The 16,027-nt window shown below is 44.6% G+C and carries 11 protein-coding genes; 2 read left to right on the top strand and 9 right to left on the bottom strand.

Annotated features, from left to right (window positions below; all coding sequences use genetic code 11):
• Positions 1-73: 73 nt before the first annotated feature.
• The 9 genes from VCHENC03_RS06815 to VCHENC03_RS06855 all read right to left on the bottom strand — a co-directional run bounded on the left by VCHENC03_RS06815 (position 74) and on the right by VCHENC03_RS06855 (position 13,038).
• Positions 74-1,633, bottom strand: a complete 1,560-nt coding sequence (locus VCHENC03_RS06815) for a SpoVR family protein (protein WP_005437485.1) — start codon at positions 1,631-1,633, stop codon at positions 74-76.
• Positions 1,634-1,644: 11 nt separating this feature from the next.
• Positions 1,645-2,916, bottom strand: coding sequence for a YeaH/YhbH family protein (locus tag VCHENC03_RS06820; protein WP_009707120.1), 1,272 nt, complete (start codon positions 2,914-2,916; stop codon positions 1,645-1,647).
• Positions 2,917-2,961: 45 nt separating this feature from the next.
• Complete coding sequence (locus VCHENC03_RS06825; RefSeq protein WP_005437480.1) at positions 2,962-4,896, bottom strand: PrkA family serine protein kinase; 1,935 nt, start codon at positions 4,894-4,896, stop codon at positions 2,962-2,964.
• 488 nt (positions 4,897-5,384) lie between these two features.
• Entirely contained in the window at positions 5,385-5,885 is a 501-nt protein-coding gene (locus VCHENC03_RS06830; protein ID WP_032802942.1) for a YfbU family protein, read from the bottom strand.
• A gap of 158 nt (positions 5,886-6,043) precedes the next feature.
• Positions 6,044-6,709 carry an energy-coupling factor ABC transporter permease gene (locus VCHENC03_RS06835; RefSeq protein WP_009707118.1) on the bottom strand — a complete coding sequence of 222 codons (666 nt, stop codon included), beginning with the start codon at positions 6,707-6,709 and terminating at the stop codon, positions 6,044-6,046.
• 182 nt (positions 6,710-6,891) lie between these two features.
• Positions 6,892-7,632, bottom strand: coding sequence for a pyruvate formate lyase 1-activating protein (pflA, locus tag VCHENC03_RS06840; protein ID WP_005437470.1), 741 nt, complete (start codon positions 7,630-7,632; stop codon positions 6,892-6,894).
• A 145-nt stretch (positions 7,633-7,777) separates the two neighbouring features.
• On the bottom strand, positions 7,778-8,755 hold the full coding sequence (locus VCHENC03_RS06845; RefSeq protein ID WP_009707117.1) for a lipid A deacylase LpxR family protein: 978 nt from the start codon (positions 8,753-8,755) through the stop codon (positions 7,778-7,780).
• 152 nt (positions 8,756-8,907) lie between these two features.
• Positions 8,908-11,184, bottom strand: coding sequence for a formate C-acetyltransferase (pflB, locus tag VCHENC03_RS06850; RefSeq protein WP_009707116.1), 2,277 nt, complete (start codon positions 11,182-11,184; stop codon positions 8,908-8,910).
• Between the two features lie 306 nt (positions 11,185-11,490).
• Positions 11,491-13,038 carry a DUF3360 family protein gene (locus VCHENC03_RS06855; protein ID WP_005437465.1) on the bottom strand — a complete coding sequence of 516 codons (1,548 nt, stop codon included), beginning with the start codon at positions 13,036-13,038 and terminating at the stop codon, positions 11,491-11,493.
• A gap of 457 nt (positions 13,039-13,495) precedes the next feature.
• Between VCHENC03_RS06855 and VCHENC03_RS06860 the strand changes: the two genes are divergently transcribed.
• Positions 13,496-14,950, top strand: coding sequence for a hypothetical protein (locus tag VCHENC03_RS06860; protein WP_009707115.1), 1,455 nt, complete (start codon positions 13,496-13,498; stop codon positions 14,948-14,950).
• A 233-nt stretch (positions 14,951-15,183) separates the two neighbouring features.
• Positions 15,184-15,954, top strand: coding sequence for an ABC transporter ATP-binding protein (locus VCHENC03_RS06865; protein ID WP_005446708.1), 771 nt, complete (start codon positions 15,184-15,186; stop codon positions 15,952-15,954).
• The last annotated feature ends 73 nt before the right edge of the window (positions 15,955-16,027 follow it).

Genomic DNA, 16,027 nt, shown 5'->3' with positions numbered 1-16,027 from the left:
TTGATTTTAGAATTAGAAAGGCTCCTCATTGAGGAGCCTTTTTGTATCTACGATAGCTCGGACGCTGTATCGGTTAGATATTGGTGTCGTACTGATTACGTTTCGGACAGGTTGAGAGAATTTCTCTGTGTCCGGTGTCTTTCACTTCTTCAAGAATCACATCAAAGCCCCATAGGCGGTAAACGTGTTTCAAGACTTCTTCATAACTGTTATCCAAAGGGATGCGATTATGAGGAACATACTGAAGCGTTAACGAACGATCGCCTCGCACATCCACGTTAAAGACTTGAATGTTCGGCTCTAGATTTGCCAAGTTATATTGCGCTGCTAAAGTTTCACGAATGCGTCGGTAACCCATCTCATCATGAATCGCAGCTACTTCGACGAAGTTCTTACGATCATCATCGTTGATGGCAAACAACTTGAAATCACGCATTAGCTTCGGTGACAAGTATTGGCTAATAAAGCTCTCGTCTTTGAAGTTATGCATGGCAAAGTGAACCGCATCTAGCCAGTCTGTTCCTGCTAACTCAGGGAACCACTCTTTATCCTCATCGGTTGGCTCTTCACAGATACGTTTGATATCGCGGAACATCGCAAAGCCAAGCGCATACGGGTTAATGCCGCTAAAGTAAGGGCTGTTGTAAGGCGGTTGTGCAACCACGCTTGTGTGGCTGTGAAGAAACTCGAGAATGAATTTCTCAGACACTAACCCTTCATCGTAAAGGTGATTAAGGATGGTGTAGTGCCAGAAGGTTGCCCAGCCTTCGTTCATGACTTGAGTCTGCTTCTGTGGATAGAAGTATTGGCTTACCTTACGCACGATACGCACAATCTCGCGCTGCCAAGGTTCAAGCAGTGGCGCGTGTTTTTCAAAGAAGTAGAGCAGGTTCTCTTGTGGCTCGCTCGGGAAGCGCACTTTGATATCTTCTTCTTTGGTTTTCGATTGTGGAACGGTTCGCCATAGTTCGTTCACTTGCGATTGCAGGTAAGCTTCACGTTCTTCTTGACGCGCTTTCTCCTCATTAATGGAAATCTTCTCAGGGCGCTTGTAACGGTCCACACCGAAGTTCATTAGGGCATGGCAAGAATCGAGTAGTTGTTCGACTTCATGTACGCCATAGCGCTCCTCACACTCAGCAATGTAGTTTTTCGCAAACAAGAGATAGTCAATGATTGAGCTAGCATCAGTCCACGTTTGGAACAGGTAATTACCTTTGAAGAACGAGTTGTGTCCATAACAAGCGTGAGCAATAACCAGCGCTTGCATGGTGATGGTGTTCTCTTCCATCAAGTAAGCGATACATGGGTTTGAGTTGATCACGATTTCGTAAGCCAAGCCCATTTGACCATGCTTATAGTTCTGCTCCGTTTGGATGAACTTTTTACCAAATGACCAGTGGTTGTAGTTGATGGGCATACCGATGCTTGAGTATGCATCCATCATTTGTTCTGAGGTGATGACCTCAATTTGGTTAGGGTAGGTGTCGAGACGATAATGCTCCGCCACACGCTTGATTTCTTTGTGGTAACGCTCCAGCAATTCGAATGTCCAATCTGGACCATCTGGAAGCATATTTTCTCTGCGCTTCTTCGAGGCTTCCCCCGAAAGGTTTGTCGTTGCGGTATTCATCGCTAGCCTCCTTACGCCGTTTCTTTTTGGAATAGTTCACGGAAGACTGGGAAGATATCCTCCACGGAGCGGATGTTTTTCATGGCGAAGTTTGGAAACGATTCGCTCAGTTTCTCATACTCGTGCCACAATGTTTGGTGTGAGCGACGCGTGATCTCAATGTATGAATAGTACTGGCAGTTAGGCAGTAGCTTATTGACGAGTAACTCACGACAGCGAGGTGAGTCGTCAGCCCAGTTATCACCATCGGATGCCTGTGCAGCGTATATGTTCCATTGACCCACAGGGTAACGGTCTTGAACGATTTCGTTCATCAACTTCAGTGCGCTCGAAACAATCGTGCCGCCCGTTTCTTGCGAATAGAAGAACTCATGTTCATCCACTTCTTTCGCTTGGGTATGGTGACGAATGAAGACCACTTCCACGTTCTCGTAAGTACGCGTTAAGAACAGATAAAGCAGTACATAGAAGCGTTTTGCAATGTCTTTGGTGGCTTGGTCCATAGAACCAGATACATCCATCAGACAAAACATAACCGCTTGGCTTGAAGGCACTGGGCGCTTCTCATAGTTCTTGAAACGTAAATCGAAAGTATCAATGAAGGGCACGCTTTCGATTTTCTTGCGTAGCTCTTCTATTTCCTTCTTCAGACGATTTTCTTCGAGCTGTTGAGCGGGCTCGATGTTTTTGATGCGAGTAAGTTCATCCTCTAACTCGTTTAGAAGACGTTTCTTACCTGCTGTCATTGCGGTGCGTCGTGCCAAAGATTGTTGTAGCGAACGAACGACAGCAATGTTAGATGGGATACCCGCGGTTTGATAACCCGCACGGTGGGTTTTCCATTCTGTGATTTTGGCAATTTGGTTCTTCTCAAGATTCGGCAGCTCTAAATCTTCAAACAAGATATCGAGGTACTCATCTTTTGATATTTGGAAAACGAACTCGTCTTGGCCTTCACCGTCAGGGCTGGCATTGCCTTCACCAGCACCGCCGCCTTGGCCGCCACCTTTCGGGCGTTCGATCTTGTCACCAGTGATAAATTGGTCGTTACCAGGATGCACGCGGTCACGCACGCCTCCTTTACCCTGATGAAACATAGGTTCGTTGATGTCTTTGTGCGGTATAGCGACGTCTTCGCCCGTTTCCGTGTTCGTGATTGAGCGTCGATTCACTGCGTCAGCTACCGACTCTTTAATCTGCTCTTTATGACGTTTCAAGAAGCGCTGTCGATTAACAGCGCTCTTGTTTTTGCCATTGAGCCTTCGGTCTATAAATTGCGCCATGAAATAGCCCTCTTCATGTTTCACAAGCGACCTAACTCAAACTGGTTAGGATGACTTACGTACTCGTAGGTACCACTCAGAAAGTAGGCGAACCTGTTTCTCGGTATAGCCTTTTTCCATCATGCGAGCGACAAAGTCGTCGTGTTTCTTCTGATCCTCAGAAGAGGTTTTCGCATTGAACGAGATAACCGGAAGTAGCTCTTCGGTATTGGAGAACATTTTCTTCTCGATTACCGTGCGCAGTTTTTCGTAGCTGGTCCAAACTGGGTTCTGACCATTGTTATTGGCTTTCGCACGAAGCACAAAGTTGACGATTTCGTTTCGGAAATCTTTCGGGTTAGAGATGCCTGCTGTTTTCTCGATCTTCTCTAGCTCAGCGTTGAGAGAAGCGCGGTCGAACAGTTGGCCTGTTTCTGGGTCACGATACTCTTGGTCTTGAATCCAGAAGTCTGCGTATGTGACGTAGCGGTCGAAGATGTTTTGACCGTACTCAGAGTAAGACTCTAGGTAAGCAGTCTGAACTTCTTTACCAATGAACTCGACATAACGAGGCACTAGGTAACCTTTCAAGAACTCAAGGTATTTTTCTGCCACTTCAGAAGGGAACTGTTCACGTTCCACTTGCTGTTCAATCACATAGAACAGGTGAACTGGGTTTGCAGCCACTTCGGTTTGGTCGAAGTTGAATACGCGAGACAGGATCTTGAATGCGAAACGGGTTGATAGGCCGTTCATGCCTTCATCAACGCCAGCGTAATCACGGTACTCTTGGTAACTCTTCGCTTTCGGATCGGTGTCTTTCAGGGTTTCACCGTCATACACTCGCATCTTCGAGAAAATGGACGAGTTTTCAGGCTCTTTGAGTCGTGAAAGAATACTGAATTGAGCCAGAGTTTCGAGTGTGCTTGGTGAACAAGGCGCTTTAGACAGCTCACTGTTTTCAAGCAGTTTCTGGTAAATCTTCACTTCTTCCGATACGCGCAAACAGTATGGGACTTTCACGATGTATACACGGTCCAAGAACGCTTCGTTGTTCTTGTTGTTACGGAAGGTTTGCCACTCGGATTCGTTCGAGTGAGCCAGAATCATACCGTCGAATGGAATCGCCGATAGACCTTCAGTACCGTTAAAGTTACCTTCTTGAGTTGCCGTTAAGAGTGGGTGTAGCACCTTGATTGGCGCTTTAAACATCTCAACGAATTCCATCAGACCTTGGTTCGCTTTACACAATGCACCAGAGTAGCTGTAGGCATCTGGGTCGTCTTGTGAGAAATGTTCGAGTTGGCGGATATCGACTTTACCAACCAGCGATGAAATATCTTGGTTGTTTTCATCACCTGGCTCAGTTTTCGCGATACCGACTTGATCCAAGATAGATGGACGAACTTTCAGCACTTTAAATTTGGTAATATCACCACCGAATTCGTGCAGACGCTTCGCTGCCCAAGGTGACATGATTGAACGTAGGTAGCGATGCTCAATACCGTACTCTTTCTTCAAGATCTCGCCATCTTCTGTCGGATTGAACAGACAGAATGGATGGTCATTTACTGGGCTTCGTTCACCGTTTGCGCTCAATACATAAACGGGCATTTTTTCCATCAATGCTTTTAGCTTCTCGGCAAGCGATGATTTACCACCACCCACAGGGCCGAGTAAGTACAGAATTTGTTTGCGCTCTTCCAAACCTTGCGCAGCATGCTTGAGATAAGAAACAATCTGTTCGATAGCATCTTCCATACCATAGAAGTCTTTGAAGGTTTCATAACGAGAGATAACTCGGTTTGAGAAGATGCGGCTCAATCTTGGGTCTTGAGCAGTATCAATGACTTCTGGCTCTCCGATAGCCATCAGCAATCGTTCTGCCGCGTTGGCATAAGCGCTTTTGTCATCCTTACACAGGGCCAAAAACTCCTGTAACGACATCTCTTCATCTTTTGCAGCTTCATATCTTGATTGATAGTGGTCGAAAATACTCATGTCGCTTTCCCCTTTAACTAGTCAGTCTACCGACGAACGTTGACGCAGGCTTATCCATCCTTGATATGCCCTTCGTTGTATGAACTTATACGTCCTGTTATCTCGTTTGGTTTGTACTGAATGCAAGCTAGACAACACCAAAGACTTTGCTTTATGGACACTTTTTCACTGCAACGGAGAACGATGGATAGGTACCTTTCAATCACTCCCTTTCTCATTCTAAGCCTAGTCGGGGATTTCCAATTTTGCTTAACAATTATGAATTTATTGCAAAAGTGACATTTGAATCACTGTTTGAAGAGAGAAAAATTTGTGCTGTGAATAGGAGGCTGAGAAATCAGATATTTGGCTTTGAATCACGGGAATGAGTGATTCGTGCGTAAGCAGGGGGAAAGATAGGCAAAAGTGCGCTGACAGGAATGAGGTTAATTGTGACAGGGGAAAAGAAAAAGGAGAGCCTTTGCCCTCCTTTTCAAATACTTGCTGAATTATGCACTAAAGATTTGTGCCAGCTCGTTTGCACATAGGTGGTACTGACGAGGGCAGTTGCGCCAAGTTTTTAACATGCGACGGTATTTGTCTAACATTGGCATTTGGCTGTTAAAGTGGTGGTCTGCTTTATCAAATTGAGGGTAAAGACCTTCAGAATCCACTAGGAAGCGCACGTAATGCACTTGCTGTGCTTCCGTTGCGATGTCGAAGCCAAGGAACTGAAGACGACGCTGATCCATTTTGCTACGCTCTTCATCATCCAGCATTTTGTTGGATTCTTGCATAGCATGGTACATCTCCATGATATCGATAATTTCACGACATTCTGTTTCAGTGATGCAGCCAAAATCTTTGTTCAACTCACGCATTTGCAACTCATAGCCACGTTCTACGATAGTTTGTAGACGCTTGTATTTTGCCGCATTGTTAGGGTCAAGTTGAGACATTAGGTTGTACTGGTTTGATAGGATCAAACGTTGAGCGTTTGACATTTCCATGATGACCTCACTAAATAATCTAATACATTTTTAATGTGCTTAGGTTAACGTTTCGGACGAAGGTGAAACATGATCTCAACACATATTTAATATGAAAAATGGCAAGAATTGTCGAATTTAGCCAGTTTACAAACACCGTGTTAATGGGTGATGACAGCTTATTTATGGTAGTGATTGTATATATAGTCTCGGTCTGAAAATACTCGCAGCCATTCTGGTTTGAATACGGTCAATACGGCTAGAGACATCCCATTGAGTAGGCCTTCAGGGAAGGCGAGTAGCGGAACGAAAACAAAGTAATTGTGTTGGATAGTTTGCCAGTCGTAGTGACCCACAGAAAGGTGATAAAACGAGTTGATGAGTAAATGCAGGCTACCGGTGAGTGCTCCATTGAAGAACCCAGCCACAAAAATGAAAACAAAAATGTTACGTGGAAGGCAACGGTAGCTGAGCAGAAAAATTAGGTAGCTGATGAGTATTGGCACTAGTGCAGAAAGCACCCATGCTGAAGGTAACATAGACAGTGGAATACCATGCAGCAAATGGTTGACGAGCATGGCTGGGATACTAAGTAGAAACGCGATTCGCCAGCCATACATCATGGTCAGTGTTGTTAACGCAAGAAAGTGAATCTGAAGACCATCTTTCACACCAGCCTGCGCAGACCACAAAATACAGAGCAGAAAGAGTGTGGCGAAGACCAAATGTTGGAAAGGTTTCTCTTGTGCCATCTTTGGCCATACGACTTTGCGCCAATCTGGCAAGCAATAAGCGATAAAAACCCAACCAACAATGATGATCGAGACAAAATTAAACCAACCCATGTGTACTATCCCAACTCTGATTCCTACGAGTTTTCTTCTTGTTTACTACCTTGATATACGTCCGATACGGCTTTAACAGGGCATCGAAAGTGGTAGTTTGTTTGGTGTAATTGGCAATGTGTAGACAAAAAAATACCAGCGAGCTGCTGGTATCTTCAAAATATTCAATAGCCTAGCGAGGCTTAGTATTTCACATTTGAGTGGTATTGAGAAAGGATCGATTGGATTTCGTCCATTGTCTCTTTTGACGGAGGGTTAACGCCATCAAGCGGGTACTCAAGACCCAGCGCTTCCCACTTGTGTGCACCAAGTTTGTGGTAAGGAAGAAGCTCTACCTTCTCGATGTTGTCCATATCTTTGATGAACTCACCAAGCATGTGTGCAGCTTCTGGTTCATCAGTGTAACCAGGTACTACCACGTAACGAATCCAAGTCTTTTGACCAATCTTATGCAGGTAACGAGCAAAGTCTAAAACACGACGGTTAGACACACCAATGAAGTCTTGGTGGATTTCGTCTTTCATGTGTTTTAAGTCAAGCATGACTAGGTCAGTCGCATCCAACACTTCATCGATCACGTCAGTGTGTTTACGGATGTAGCCATTGGTGTCTAGGCAAGTGTGAATGCCTTCCGCTTGAGCAGCGCGGAAGAAGTCACGAACGAACTCAGGTTGAAGCATCGCTTCGCCGCCAGAACAGGTTACACCACCGCCAGATGCATTCATGAAGTGACGGTAAGTTTTTGCTTCTGCAATAATCTCTTCAACCGTAACTTCTTTGCCATCATGCGTGTCCCACGTATCGCGGTTATGGCAATACTTACAACGCATTAGGCAACCTTGCAAGAAGACGATAAAACGGATACCAGGTCCGTCTACGGTACCACATGACTCAAATGAGTGAATACGACCAGTTGTTGACATCTTTTGCTCTCATTTTTTAATAAATTCTGACCGTTATTTTATTACAAATTGCAGGGTTAAAACAGTCTAAGAGGGCTTTCGTTGGTGAGATAGTGAGCAAAGAAAGCGGCGAATGAAAACTCACACGCCGCATAGGGGCATTTAATTAGAAGAAGGCGAATAAAGAAAGAGATCCTGTGCCGTAAACATCGGTTTGTGCTTCTTTATAATCCGGTGTTTTCATCGTGAAGGTTAAGCTTGCGCCATAATTTTGGTTGTACCATGTTGCACCGGCAACCGCACTTGCTTGCCAGTTTTGTAGCGTCACATCGTATTGGTCTGATGGTTCAGGAAGACCAGAACGATCGCCTTCGATAGTGATGTCGTTAAAGCGATAACGCCCCTCGAATCCGGTAAACAAGAACCAACTCGAAGTGCTTTTAGCCAGCATACTCGCGTGGAATGGACTCTCGACGCTGATGTTGGCCGCGCCAATACTGTTTGCTAAGTTGGTACCCCAACGGAACATCACGCCTTGTGAAACGTCACTACGGAAATTACCCGCATTAATGTCGTTTACGTTGGTGATTTCCCACTGTGTGCTTTCACCTTCACTGCGCATCAGTTTGTTGAATGCACGGTAACCAACGCTGAATGCAATCTCATCATCAATTTGGTAGTCCCAGCCTTGAGGATCGGTTGAACCCGTAATGCTATGAACCAATTCCTGTGCTTTTTCTGACAGCGAGCTCTCACCAGTCGCACCGATGGTGAAGTTGTAACGTACTGCTTGGTCTGGCGTCAGTGAGATGTAGTTGATTTCGGTATGAAGGTAGCCGGCATAAGGGCGGTCATTAACAAGAGGGTAGTCGGCTTCAATGTCACTAGGTGTGTACATCTTGTGGCCCAGTACCAACTCAATTTTATCTACGTTGCTTTGGCCGTTGCCGTTTAAGGTAAACCATTTCCACTCGGAGTCTTCACGCAATTTGTCGGTTGCGTAAGAAAGGAAAATACCGTTGGTGTAATCTTGGTCTACGCCGAAGATGCCATCGTTATCTAAAGTGAAAGAGACTGTGGATTTTGTGGTTGCAAGTGCCGCTGGAGACACCAAGGCAAGGACGATTAATTTACTAAGTTTCATATATGATGTTTGCAAGCTTTTTGCGCATCATACGGAAGATCGAGAACAAAATCTTAGGCAATGTCACAACTTTAGTTCAAGACACAAAAAAAGGCCGACGCTTTACAGCATCGGCCTCTGTTCTATCACTCAAAGTGCTAATTCAATCAGTCTTATAGAGACTCAGTGAATGTACGTGCGATTACGTCAGCTTGTTGCTCTGCAGTTAGAGAGTTGAAGCGTACAGCGTAACCAGATACACGGATTGTTAGCTGAGGGTATTTCTCTGGGTGCTTAACAGCGTCTTCTAGAGTTTCGCGGTTAAGAACGTTCACGTTTAGGTGTTGACCACCTTCAACGCCAGCTTCGTGGTGGAAGTAACCATCCATTAGGCCAGCAAGGTTAGCACGTTGTGAACCTTCATCTTTACCTAGAGCGTTAGGTACGATAGAGAACGTGTAAGAGATACCATCTTTAGCGTGAGCAAACGGTAGTTTACCTACAGACGTTAGAGATGCTACAGCACCTTTTTCGTCACGGCCGTGCATTGGGTTAGCACCTGGTGCGAAAGGAGCACCTGCGCGACGACCGTCAGGCGTGTTACCAGTCTTCTTACCGTATACCACGTTTGAAGTGATAGTTAGGATAGACTGAGTAGGGATTGCGTCACGGTAAGTCTTAAGCTGACGAATCTTGTTCATGAATACTTCAACAAGTTCACAAGCGATGTCATCTACGCGAGCATCGTTGTTACCGAATTTAGGGTAGTCGCCTTCGATTTCGAAGTCGATTGCTACGCCATCTTCGTCACGAACTGGTTTAACTTTCGCGAATTTGATTGCAGATAGTGAGTCAGCTGCAACAGATAGACCAGCGATACCACAAGCCATAGTACGACGAACGTCACGGTCATGTAGAGCCATTAGTGCAGCTTCGTAGCTGTACTTGTCGTGCATGAAGTGGATGCTGTTTAGTGCAGTCACGTACTGCTTAGCTAGCCAATCCATGAAATGGTCTAGTTTGCCCCATACATCGTCGAAGTCTAGAACTTCGTCAGTGATCTTAGGCATTTGAGGACCAACTTGGATCTTCAGTTTCTCATCCACACCGCCGTTGATAACGTATAGAAGAGTCTTAGCTAGGTTAGCGCGAGCGCCGAAGAACTGCATGTGTTTACCAATGATCATTGGAGATACACAACATGCGATTGCGTAGTCATCAGACTCGAAGTCTGGACGCATTAGGTCATCGTTCTCGTACTGGATTGATGAAGTATCGATAGATACTTTCGCACAGAACTTCTTGAAGCCTTCAGGTAGTTGCTCAGACCAAAGAACAGTGATGTTTGGCTCTGGAGAAGGACCCATTGTGTATAGAGAGTTTAGGAAACGGAAGTTTGAACGCGTAACTAGCGTACGACCGTCAAGACCCATACCACCCATAGACTCTGTTGCCCAGATTGGGTCGCCAGAGAATAGGTCATCGTACTCAGGAGTACGTAGGAAACGAACCATACGTAGTTTCATTACGAAGTGGTCGATCATTTCCTGTGCGTCAACTTCAGTGATCTTACCTTCAGCGATATCACGCTCGATGTAGATATCTAGGAAAGTAGAAGTACGACCTAGAGACATAGCTGCGCCGTTTTGAGATTTAACAGCTGCTAGGTAACCGAAGTAAGTCCATTGGATTGCTTCTTGTGCAGTTTCAGCTGGACGAGAGATGTCACAGCCGTATTTCGCAGCCATAACTTTCATTTGACCAAGTGCACGGTGCTGCTCAGCGATCTCTTCGCGAAGCTGCATAGTCATCTGTAGATCTTCACCGTTCTCAAAACGCTCTTGTAGAGACTTGAATTGAGCTAGCTTGTCTTGCATTAGACGGTCGATACCGTATAGAGCAACACGACGGTAGTCACCGATGATACGACCACGGCCGTAAGCATCTGGAAGACCAGTTAGAACGCCTGATTTACGACATGCTAGGATATCTGGAGTGTAGATATCGAATACGCCAGCGTTGTGCGTTTTACGGTATTCTGTGAAGATTTTCTTAACTTGTGGGTCAAGCTCGCGATCGTAAGCTTTGCAAGAACCTTCAACCATACGGATACCACCGTTAGGGATGATTGCACGCTTAAGAGGAGCTTCAGTTTGTAGACCTACGATAGTTTCTAGGTCTTTTTCGATGTAGCCTGCATCGTGAGCAGTGATGGTAGAGATAACTGAAGTATCGAAATCAACAGGAGCGTGAGTCGCGTTCTCTTGTTTGATACCTTCCATTACCTTAGCCCAAAGCTTGTTAGTCGCTTCAGTACCTTCAGAAACTAGGAAAGATTCGTCGCCTTCGTACGGAGTGTAGTTCTTCTGAATGAAATCACGAACGTTTACTTCGTTTTGCCAGTCGCCTGCAGCAAAACCTTCCCAAGCTTTAGCAAATTGCTCTGCCATGACATACCTACCTTTGTAGTAGAAAAAAATACGTACTGGTTCGCCGTTGAGCCAGCTATCTCCACTTTCAAATGGAGAACAGTACACTCTTAATGAATAACAATATTTATAGTCTTAAATAAGAAAGTTTGGTTCATAAAACTATAAATATTGTCACTGCTAACAATGTGGGTTCTTCCCAACCACAATTCAAGGCTACACTAAAAAAATTTTGCAAACCTTAAACTAAATCAATAAATACTAAAAAAACTCAATAAAAATTGGGTAGCGACAAGCGCTACCCACACAATTTTTGAACGAATGCCATTATAGCCAAGCTTTAATGCCATATTGTCCTTCTAGCATACCTACTGCAAGCATAGCGACTAAACAGATAACAAGTACACCTACAGGGATCACAATCTTGTCTACAAATGATAGGCGAGATGCACGCTCTTTATCACCAATTAGACCGTTGTTGTCTAGAAGCATCGTTAGTGCCCAAGCTAGAACTGGGTTAACAACTGCTGAACCAAAGATACAGATACCTGCTGCTTGAGAATCTTTCGAGTCTTTCACCATTTGCATACCCGCTTCAAGTAGAGGTAGAGATACACCTACAAGAAGAGCAACACGCATTACTGGTGGCCATACCGCGATGTCCATTGGGAAACCAAGGATTGCGATGATCATTACTAGAAGACCTAGAAGGATAGCACCACCAGGGATAGGGCGCTTCGCGATCGCTGCTGGGATCATGTAAGTACCCCAAGATGAAGTGATGTTACCACCACCCACTGCAGTACCTACCATCTGACGGATAGAACACATAGTCATTGTGTCATCCACGTCCATTAGTACTTTTTCAGTCTTTCTAGGGTAGTTCAGTTCTTGGAAGATACGGTGGCCAAGGAAGTCAGGAGACCACATTGCTACTGCTAGGATTGCAAACGGTAGTGATGCGATGAAGTGTTCCATATTAGGAAGACCTAGCATCCAACCTTCTTCTGTGCTGCCCCACCAGTAAACTGGGTTTAGGTTAGGAAGACCTGTTTCAGTTACGAATTTAATATCGAAACCTGCACCTAGTACAAGCGCGATTGCAAGGCCTGTGAAAGCACATACTGGAATTGCTAGCCAACGCTTGTTCACTTTTGCAAGGAACGCATATAGCGCGATAGTCACTGCAAGTACGATAAGACCAACGTAACCCATGCTGCCCGCTTCAACAGTAGAAGATTGTAGACCAACCGCCCATTCTTGAATCGAAGTAATTTGGCTCATGGTACCTGTTAAGCCCAAGAAGATAAGCAAGCCGCCGGCTGTACCTTCTGAGGTGAGGTTCACCAGTTTGGAGCCACCTTTCAAGGCACTGAGTAGAAGACCAAATACACCGATTAGAATTGCCAATGCAAGAGGGTGGGCACCAGCTAGAGCGATGGTACCAATAAGAGGGATCATTGGACCGTGGTTACCTGCAAGGTTGGCTTTAGGGTTAACAAAACCAGAAGCAAGTACACAGAAAAGGAGTGCAGGGATAAGCATTTCTACACGAGCAACTTCGATAGCAAAATCTTTGCCTAAGTTAACGTGGTCCCATGCAGCAGTAAGACCTTCAGCCCAAGACATCATTACCGCAGAGTACATTGCGATAATACCGATAGTACCAGCAAGTGCTGGAACAAGGTCTTCAAGCTCAAAGCGGAAGTCACGACCTGGTAAGTTCAAACCATAGCGACGTGGCTTCATGATTTGTAGTTCGTGGTCTAGGTAGTCTGAACGGCTTGCGAACTCAGATGATGGACGGTGAAGCTCGCGGTAGCTTTTAGTCTCGATATCCGAATCAGAGTGCGCTTTATTCACTGCGTCTGACATAGATTCCTCATATATTTAAAAGTTATGAATTCTAAATTGAATTGTGTTTTTCCGCTTCCTGCGGCACTTCCTATGCTAGCTATTATTAGATTTTGTTGCACGAATAACTCGTGCCTAAGCATAGCTAATAACTTGTTGTGTTGAGGCACAAAAAATTCCTCATCATTGGGGCGGAGTCTAGCAAGATAGCCCTTTGGGGTGATTGATTTAGATCACTTTAAGAATAGATGTGAAAGAAAACTACAGAAAGTGTCTGGCATGCGAACAACATGGTTATTTCGTGTGTAATTCGATTACACAAGTTGCATAAAATTAGACTTTGTTTTGCAGAAATAGTGCTCAATAATATTTATTGATGTCATTCATAGGTTGTATAAAAAGCTGGCTTCATTCTTGCTTAGTACCGAGCAGAGACGATTTTTTGGCTAATCATTGCCGCTCAGTTTAGGAAGAAGACATGAAACAGCTTAAAGTACTGCCGCTAGTGGCAATTATTTCGGGATTAATGATCGGTTGTGGCGGCGGCGGCGGCGGTGGCGGCGGTGCACCTCAAACCCCTTTTAACTTCACCTTTGTTGCAGCAAAAACTCAAGCGTTGGCAAGTAATGGCTCATGTACGATTTATGAACGTTTTGACGTGAATAATGAAGAGCAAGTGCTGAACTACCATCGTCTAGGTGGCGTTCTTGATAGTCAACTAACGGCTTACTACTCTGATGCGTCAGGAAACCGTGAAGGTGACTTAGTAACGGCGAACAATGATAAACTGACTATCATTCTACAGTCGATTCCTGATGGTGGCAGCGTGACGGTGCAAGAAGTGAATGGCACTATCATTAATGCAATCACATTCTCAAAAGATTTGTTGGAAGCCGACTCTTCGCTACGAAATGTATACCTTTCAGCCGATGCTAATGTGAGTAACACTACCTGTCTAACAGGAAACAACGACTCGATCGTAAATAAAACAAACCTCGATTACAAAGCGGCAGAAGATGCCGTAGGTAACCCATATTCAACGTTCTACTTTGATTCTCAGCTAGAGACGGTAACGGCAAACGAATCACGCTTTACTAAAGGCGAAGTGTTGCCAGCAGTGAGCACTGAAATAACAATGGTTGCTCAGTACCGAACAGATGCTCGTTCTTCTCTATACCAATATGGTTTTGAGGATTGGGCGGACGATCGCATGGTATTTGCTGGTACGCCTTCTACTCCAATGGTGAGTTCTTCTGGTATCAATTTTTCTACTATTGATATTGATACGATTTATAAAAACTTTGCTTATCGTCTAGCTGAAGTGCCTAAGACGAGTGCTTTTTATCACCCTGATGCTTTAAAAGGCGATGTGTGGACATTCAGTGTTGATGGCACAATCTCAACTCCGGGATGGGAAGCAGCATATACGGACAAAGTTTCTGACAACTTTAGTATCGTAGTTGATGATGCTTCACTGTTTGCTGTAAACAACACTCAGAATACAAAACCAGGTGTGTCAAATAGCGTTGTTGATCTATCAGATAGTATCGGTCTGGGTAACGAAAACGGACTGCAGCGCGTAAGCTACCAAGAAGGTACAACTGTAGGGTCTACGCCATATGTGGTAAGGCACTCTGTTTACTCACTGATTGAACGTAGTATTGTTGTACCAGATTTGGATTACTCAAGTGTACCTGCTGGTGCTGAAGATGATCTTGTGATCTCTAATAGCTCTCAGATCACACAAAGCTATGTTTTCACCGAAGACGAAGGTGATGTACAAGCAGCAGACTTCTTAACAGCTTTTGCTAACGGTAATGGTACAGACACTAAAGAAGATGTGCTTGGTATTGTTATGAATGAGAAACAAGTTCGTGATATGTCAAACCGAGTTGCACAAACTAAAACTCTGCTTTTAGAGAGAACTAATTAACAGTTTTGTATCTTATTTAGCCCCTCTATTGAGGGGCTTTTTTATGCCAATTATTCAACAATAAAAGAATATAACGCTAAATATTGCATATTCATTTGATTGTTGTATCTATCTATTCGAATTATTTAGGTTAATAATTTGTTGCAACTTCTCTGGGGTGGTGATAGTTTGTTCCAATTCAAAGAGGGCGGAGTCCCTTATTGCAGTGATTAAAACACAGGGAGTAAGGCGCAATGAATGACGTACCAGCGCTAGATATCAAAGACCTGCACAAAACATTTGGACAGAATGAAGTTCTTAAAGGCATTTCACTTGCCGCTCATAAAGGAGATGTTATCTCCATCATTGGCTCTTCCGGTTCTGGTAAGAGTACCTTCCTAAGATGTATTAACCTTCTTGAAACCCCAACTGCTGGCGAAATTTGGGTAAACGGCGAGCTTATCCAAATGAAAAATAACCGAGCTGGGGAATCCGTTCCTGCCAACGAAAAGCAAGTACAGCGTATTCGCTCTCGTTTAGCCATGGTATTTCAAGGCTTTAACCTTTGGTCACATCTAACCGTTCTAGAAAACGTGATTGAAGCACCGGTTCATGTTCTTGGTGTGCCTAAAGCGCAAGCGATTGAAAACGCAGAGCTGCTTTTGAAAAAAGTTGGGCTATATGAACGCAAAGATTACTACCCAGGGCACCTTTCTGGTGGTCAGCAACAACGTGCCGCTATTGCCCGTGCACTTGCAGTAGACCCTGAAGTAATGCTGTTCGATGAGCCAACCTCCGCACTCGATCCTGAGCTAGTTGGTGAAGTTTTGGGGGTAATGCGAGACTTGGCAGATGAAGGCCGAACCATGTTGGTTGTGACGCATGAAATGGCTTTTGCGCGTGACGTATCTAACCATGTGATGTTTTTGCATCAAGGCTTAGTGGAAGAACAGGGAGATCCAGCTAAGCTATTTACAAACCCAGATTCGGAACGATTACAGCAATTTATCTCATCAATCTACTAATATTTCTTGGGTGGCAGTCTTTTGCCATCTATTAAGCACAACAATCAAAACCAAATAAAAGCAATCACAGGAG

The organism is Vibrio sp. HENC-03 (genome assembly GCF_000305755.2).
Lineage (GTDB): Bacteria > Pseudomonadota > Gammaproteobacteria > Enterobacterales > Vibrionaceae > Vibrio > Vibrio owensii.
Note: the sequence above shows the minus strand (reverse complement) of the source record. Positions and strands in the feature narration are given on the sequence as shown.

What these genes read in the sequence shown, in the direction of transcription:
- VCHENC03_RS06815 (WP_005437485.1), bottom strand. Translation starts at nt 1,633, where the DNA reads ATGAATACCGCAACGACAAACCTTTCGGGGGAAGCCTCGAAGAAGCGC.
- VCHENC03_RS06820 (WP_009707120.1), bottom strand. Translation starts at nt 2,916, where the DNA reads ATGGCGCAATTTATAGACCGAAGGCTCAATGGCAAAAACAAGAGCGCT.
- VCHENC03_RS06825 (WP_005437480.1), bottom strand. Translation starts at nt 4,896, where the DNA reads ATGAGTATTTTCGACCACTATCAATCAAGATATGAAGCTGCAAAAGAT.
- VCHENC03_RS06830 (WP_032802942.1), bottom strand. Translation starts at nt 5,885, where the DNA reads ATGGAAATGTCAAACGCTCAACGTTTGATCCTATCAAACCAGTACAAC.
- VCHENC03_RS06835 (WP_009707118.1), bottom strand. Translation starts at nt 6,709, where the DNA reads ATGGGTTGGTTTAATTTTGTCTCGATCATCATTGTTGGTTGGGTTTTT.
- pflA (WP_005437470.1), bottom strand. Translation starts at nt 7,632, where the DNA reads ATGTCAACAACTGGTCGTATTCACTCATTTGAGTCATGTGGTACCGTA.
- VCHENC03_RS06845 (WP_009707117.1), bottom strand. Translation starts at nt 8,755, where the DNA reads ATGAAACTTAGTAAATTAATCGTCCTTGCCTTGGTGTCTCCAGCGGCA.
- pflB (WP_009707116.1), bottom strand. Translation starts at nt 11,184, where the DNA reads ATGGCAGAGCAATTTGCTAAAGCTTGGGAAGGTTTTGCTGCAGGCGAC.
- VCHENC03_RS06855 (WP_005437465.1), bottom strand. Translation starts at nt 13,038, where the DNA reads ATGTCAGACGCAGTGAATAAAGCGCACTCTGATTCGGATATCGAGACT.
- VCHENC03_RS06860 (WP_009707115.1), top strand. Translation starts at nt 13,496, where the DNA reads ATGAAACAGCTTAAAGTACTGCCGCTAGTGGCAATTATTTCGGGATTA.
- VCHENC03_RS06865 (WP_005446708.1), top strand. Translation starts at nt 15,184, where the DNA reads ATGAATGACGTACCAGCGCTAGATATCAAAGACCTGCACAAAACATTT.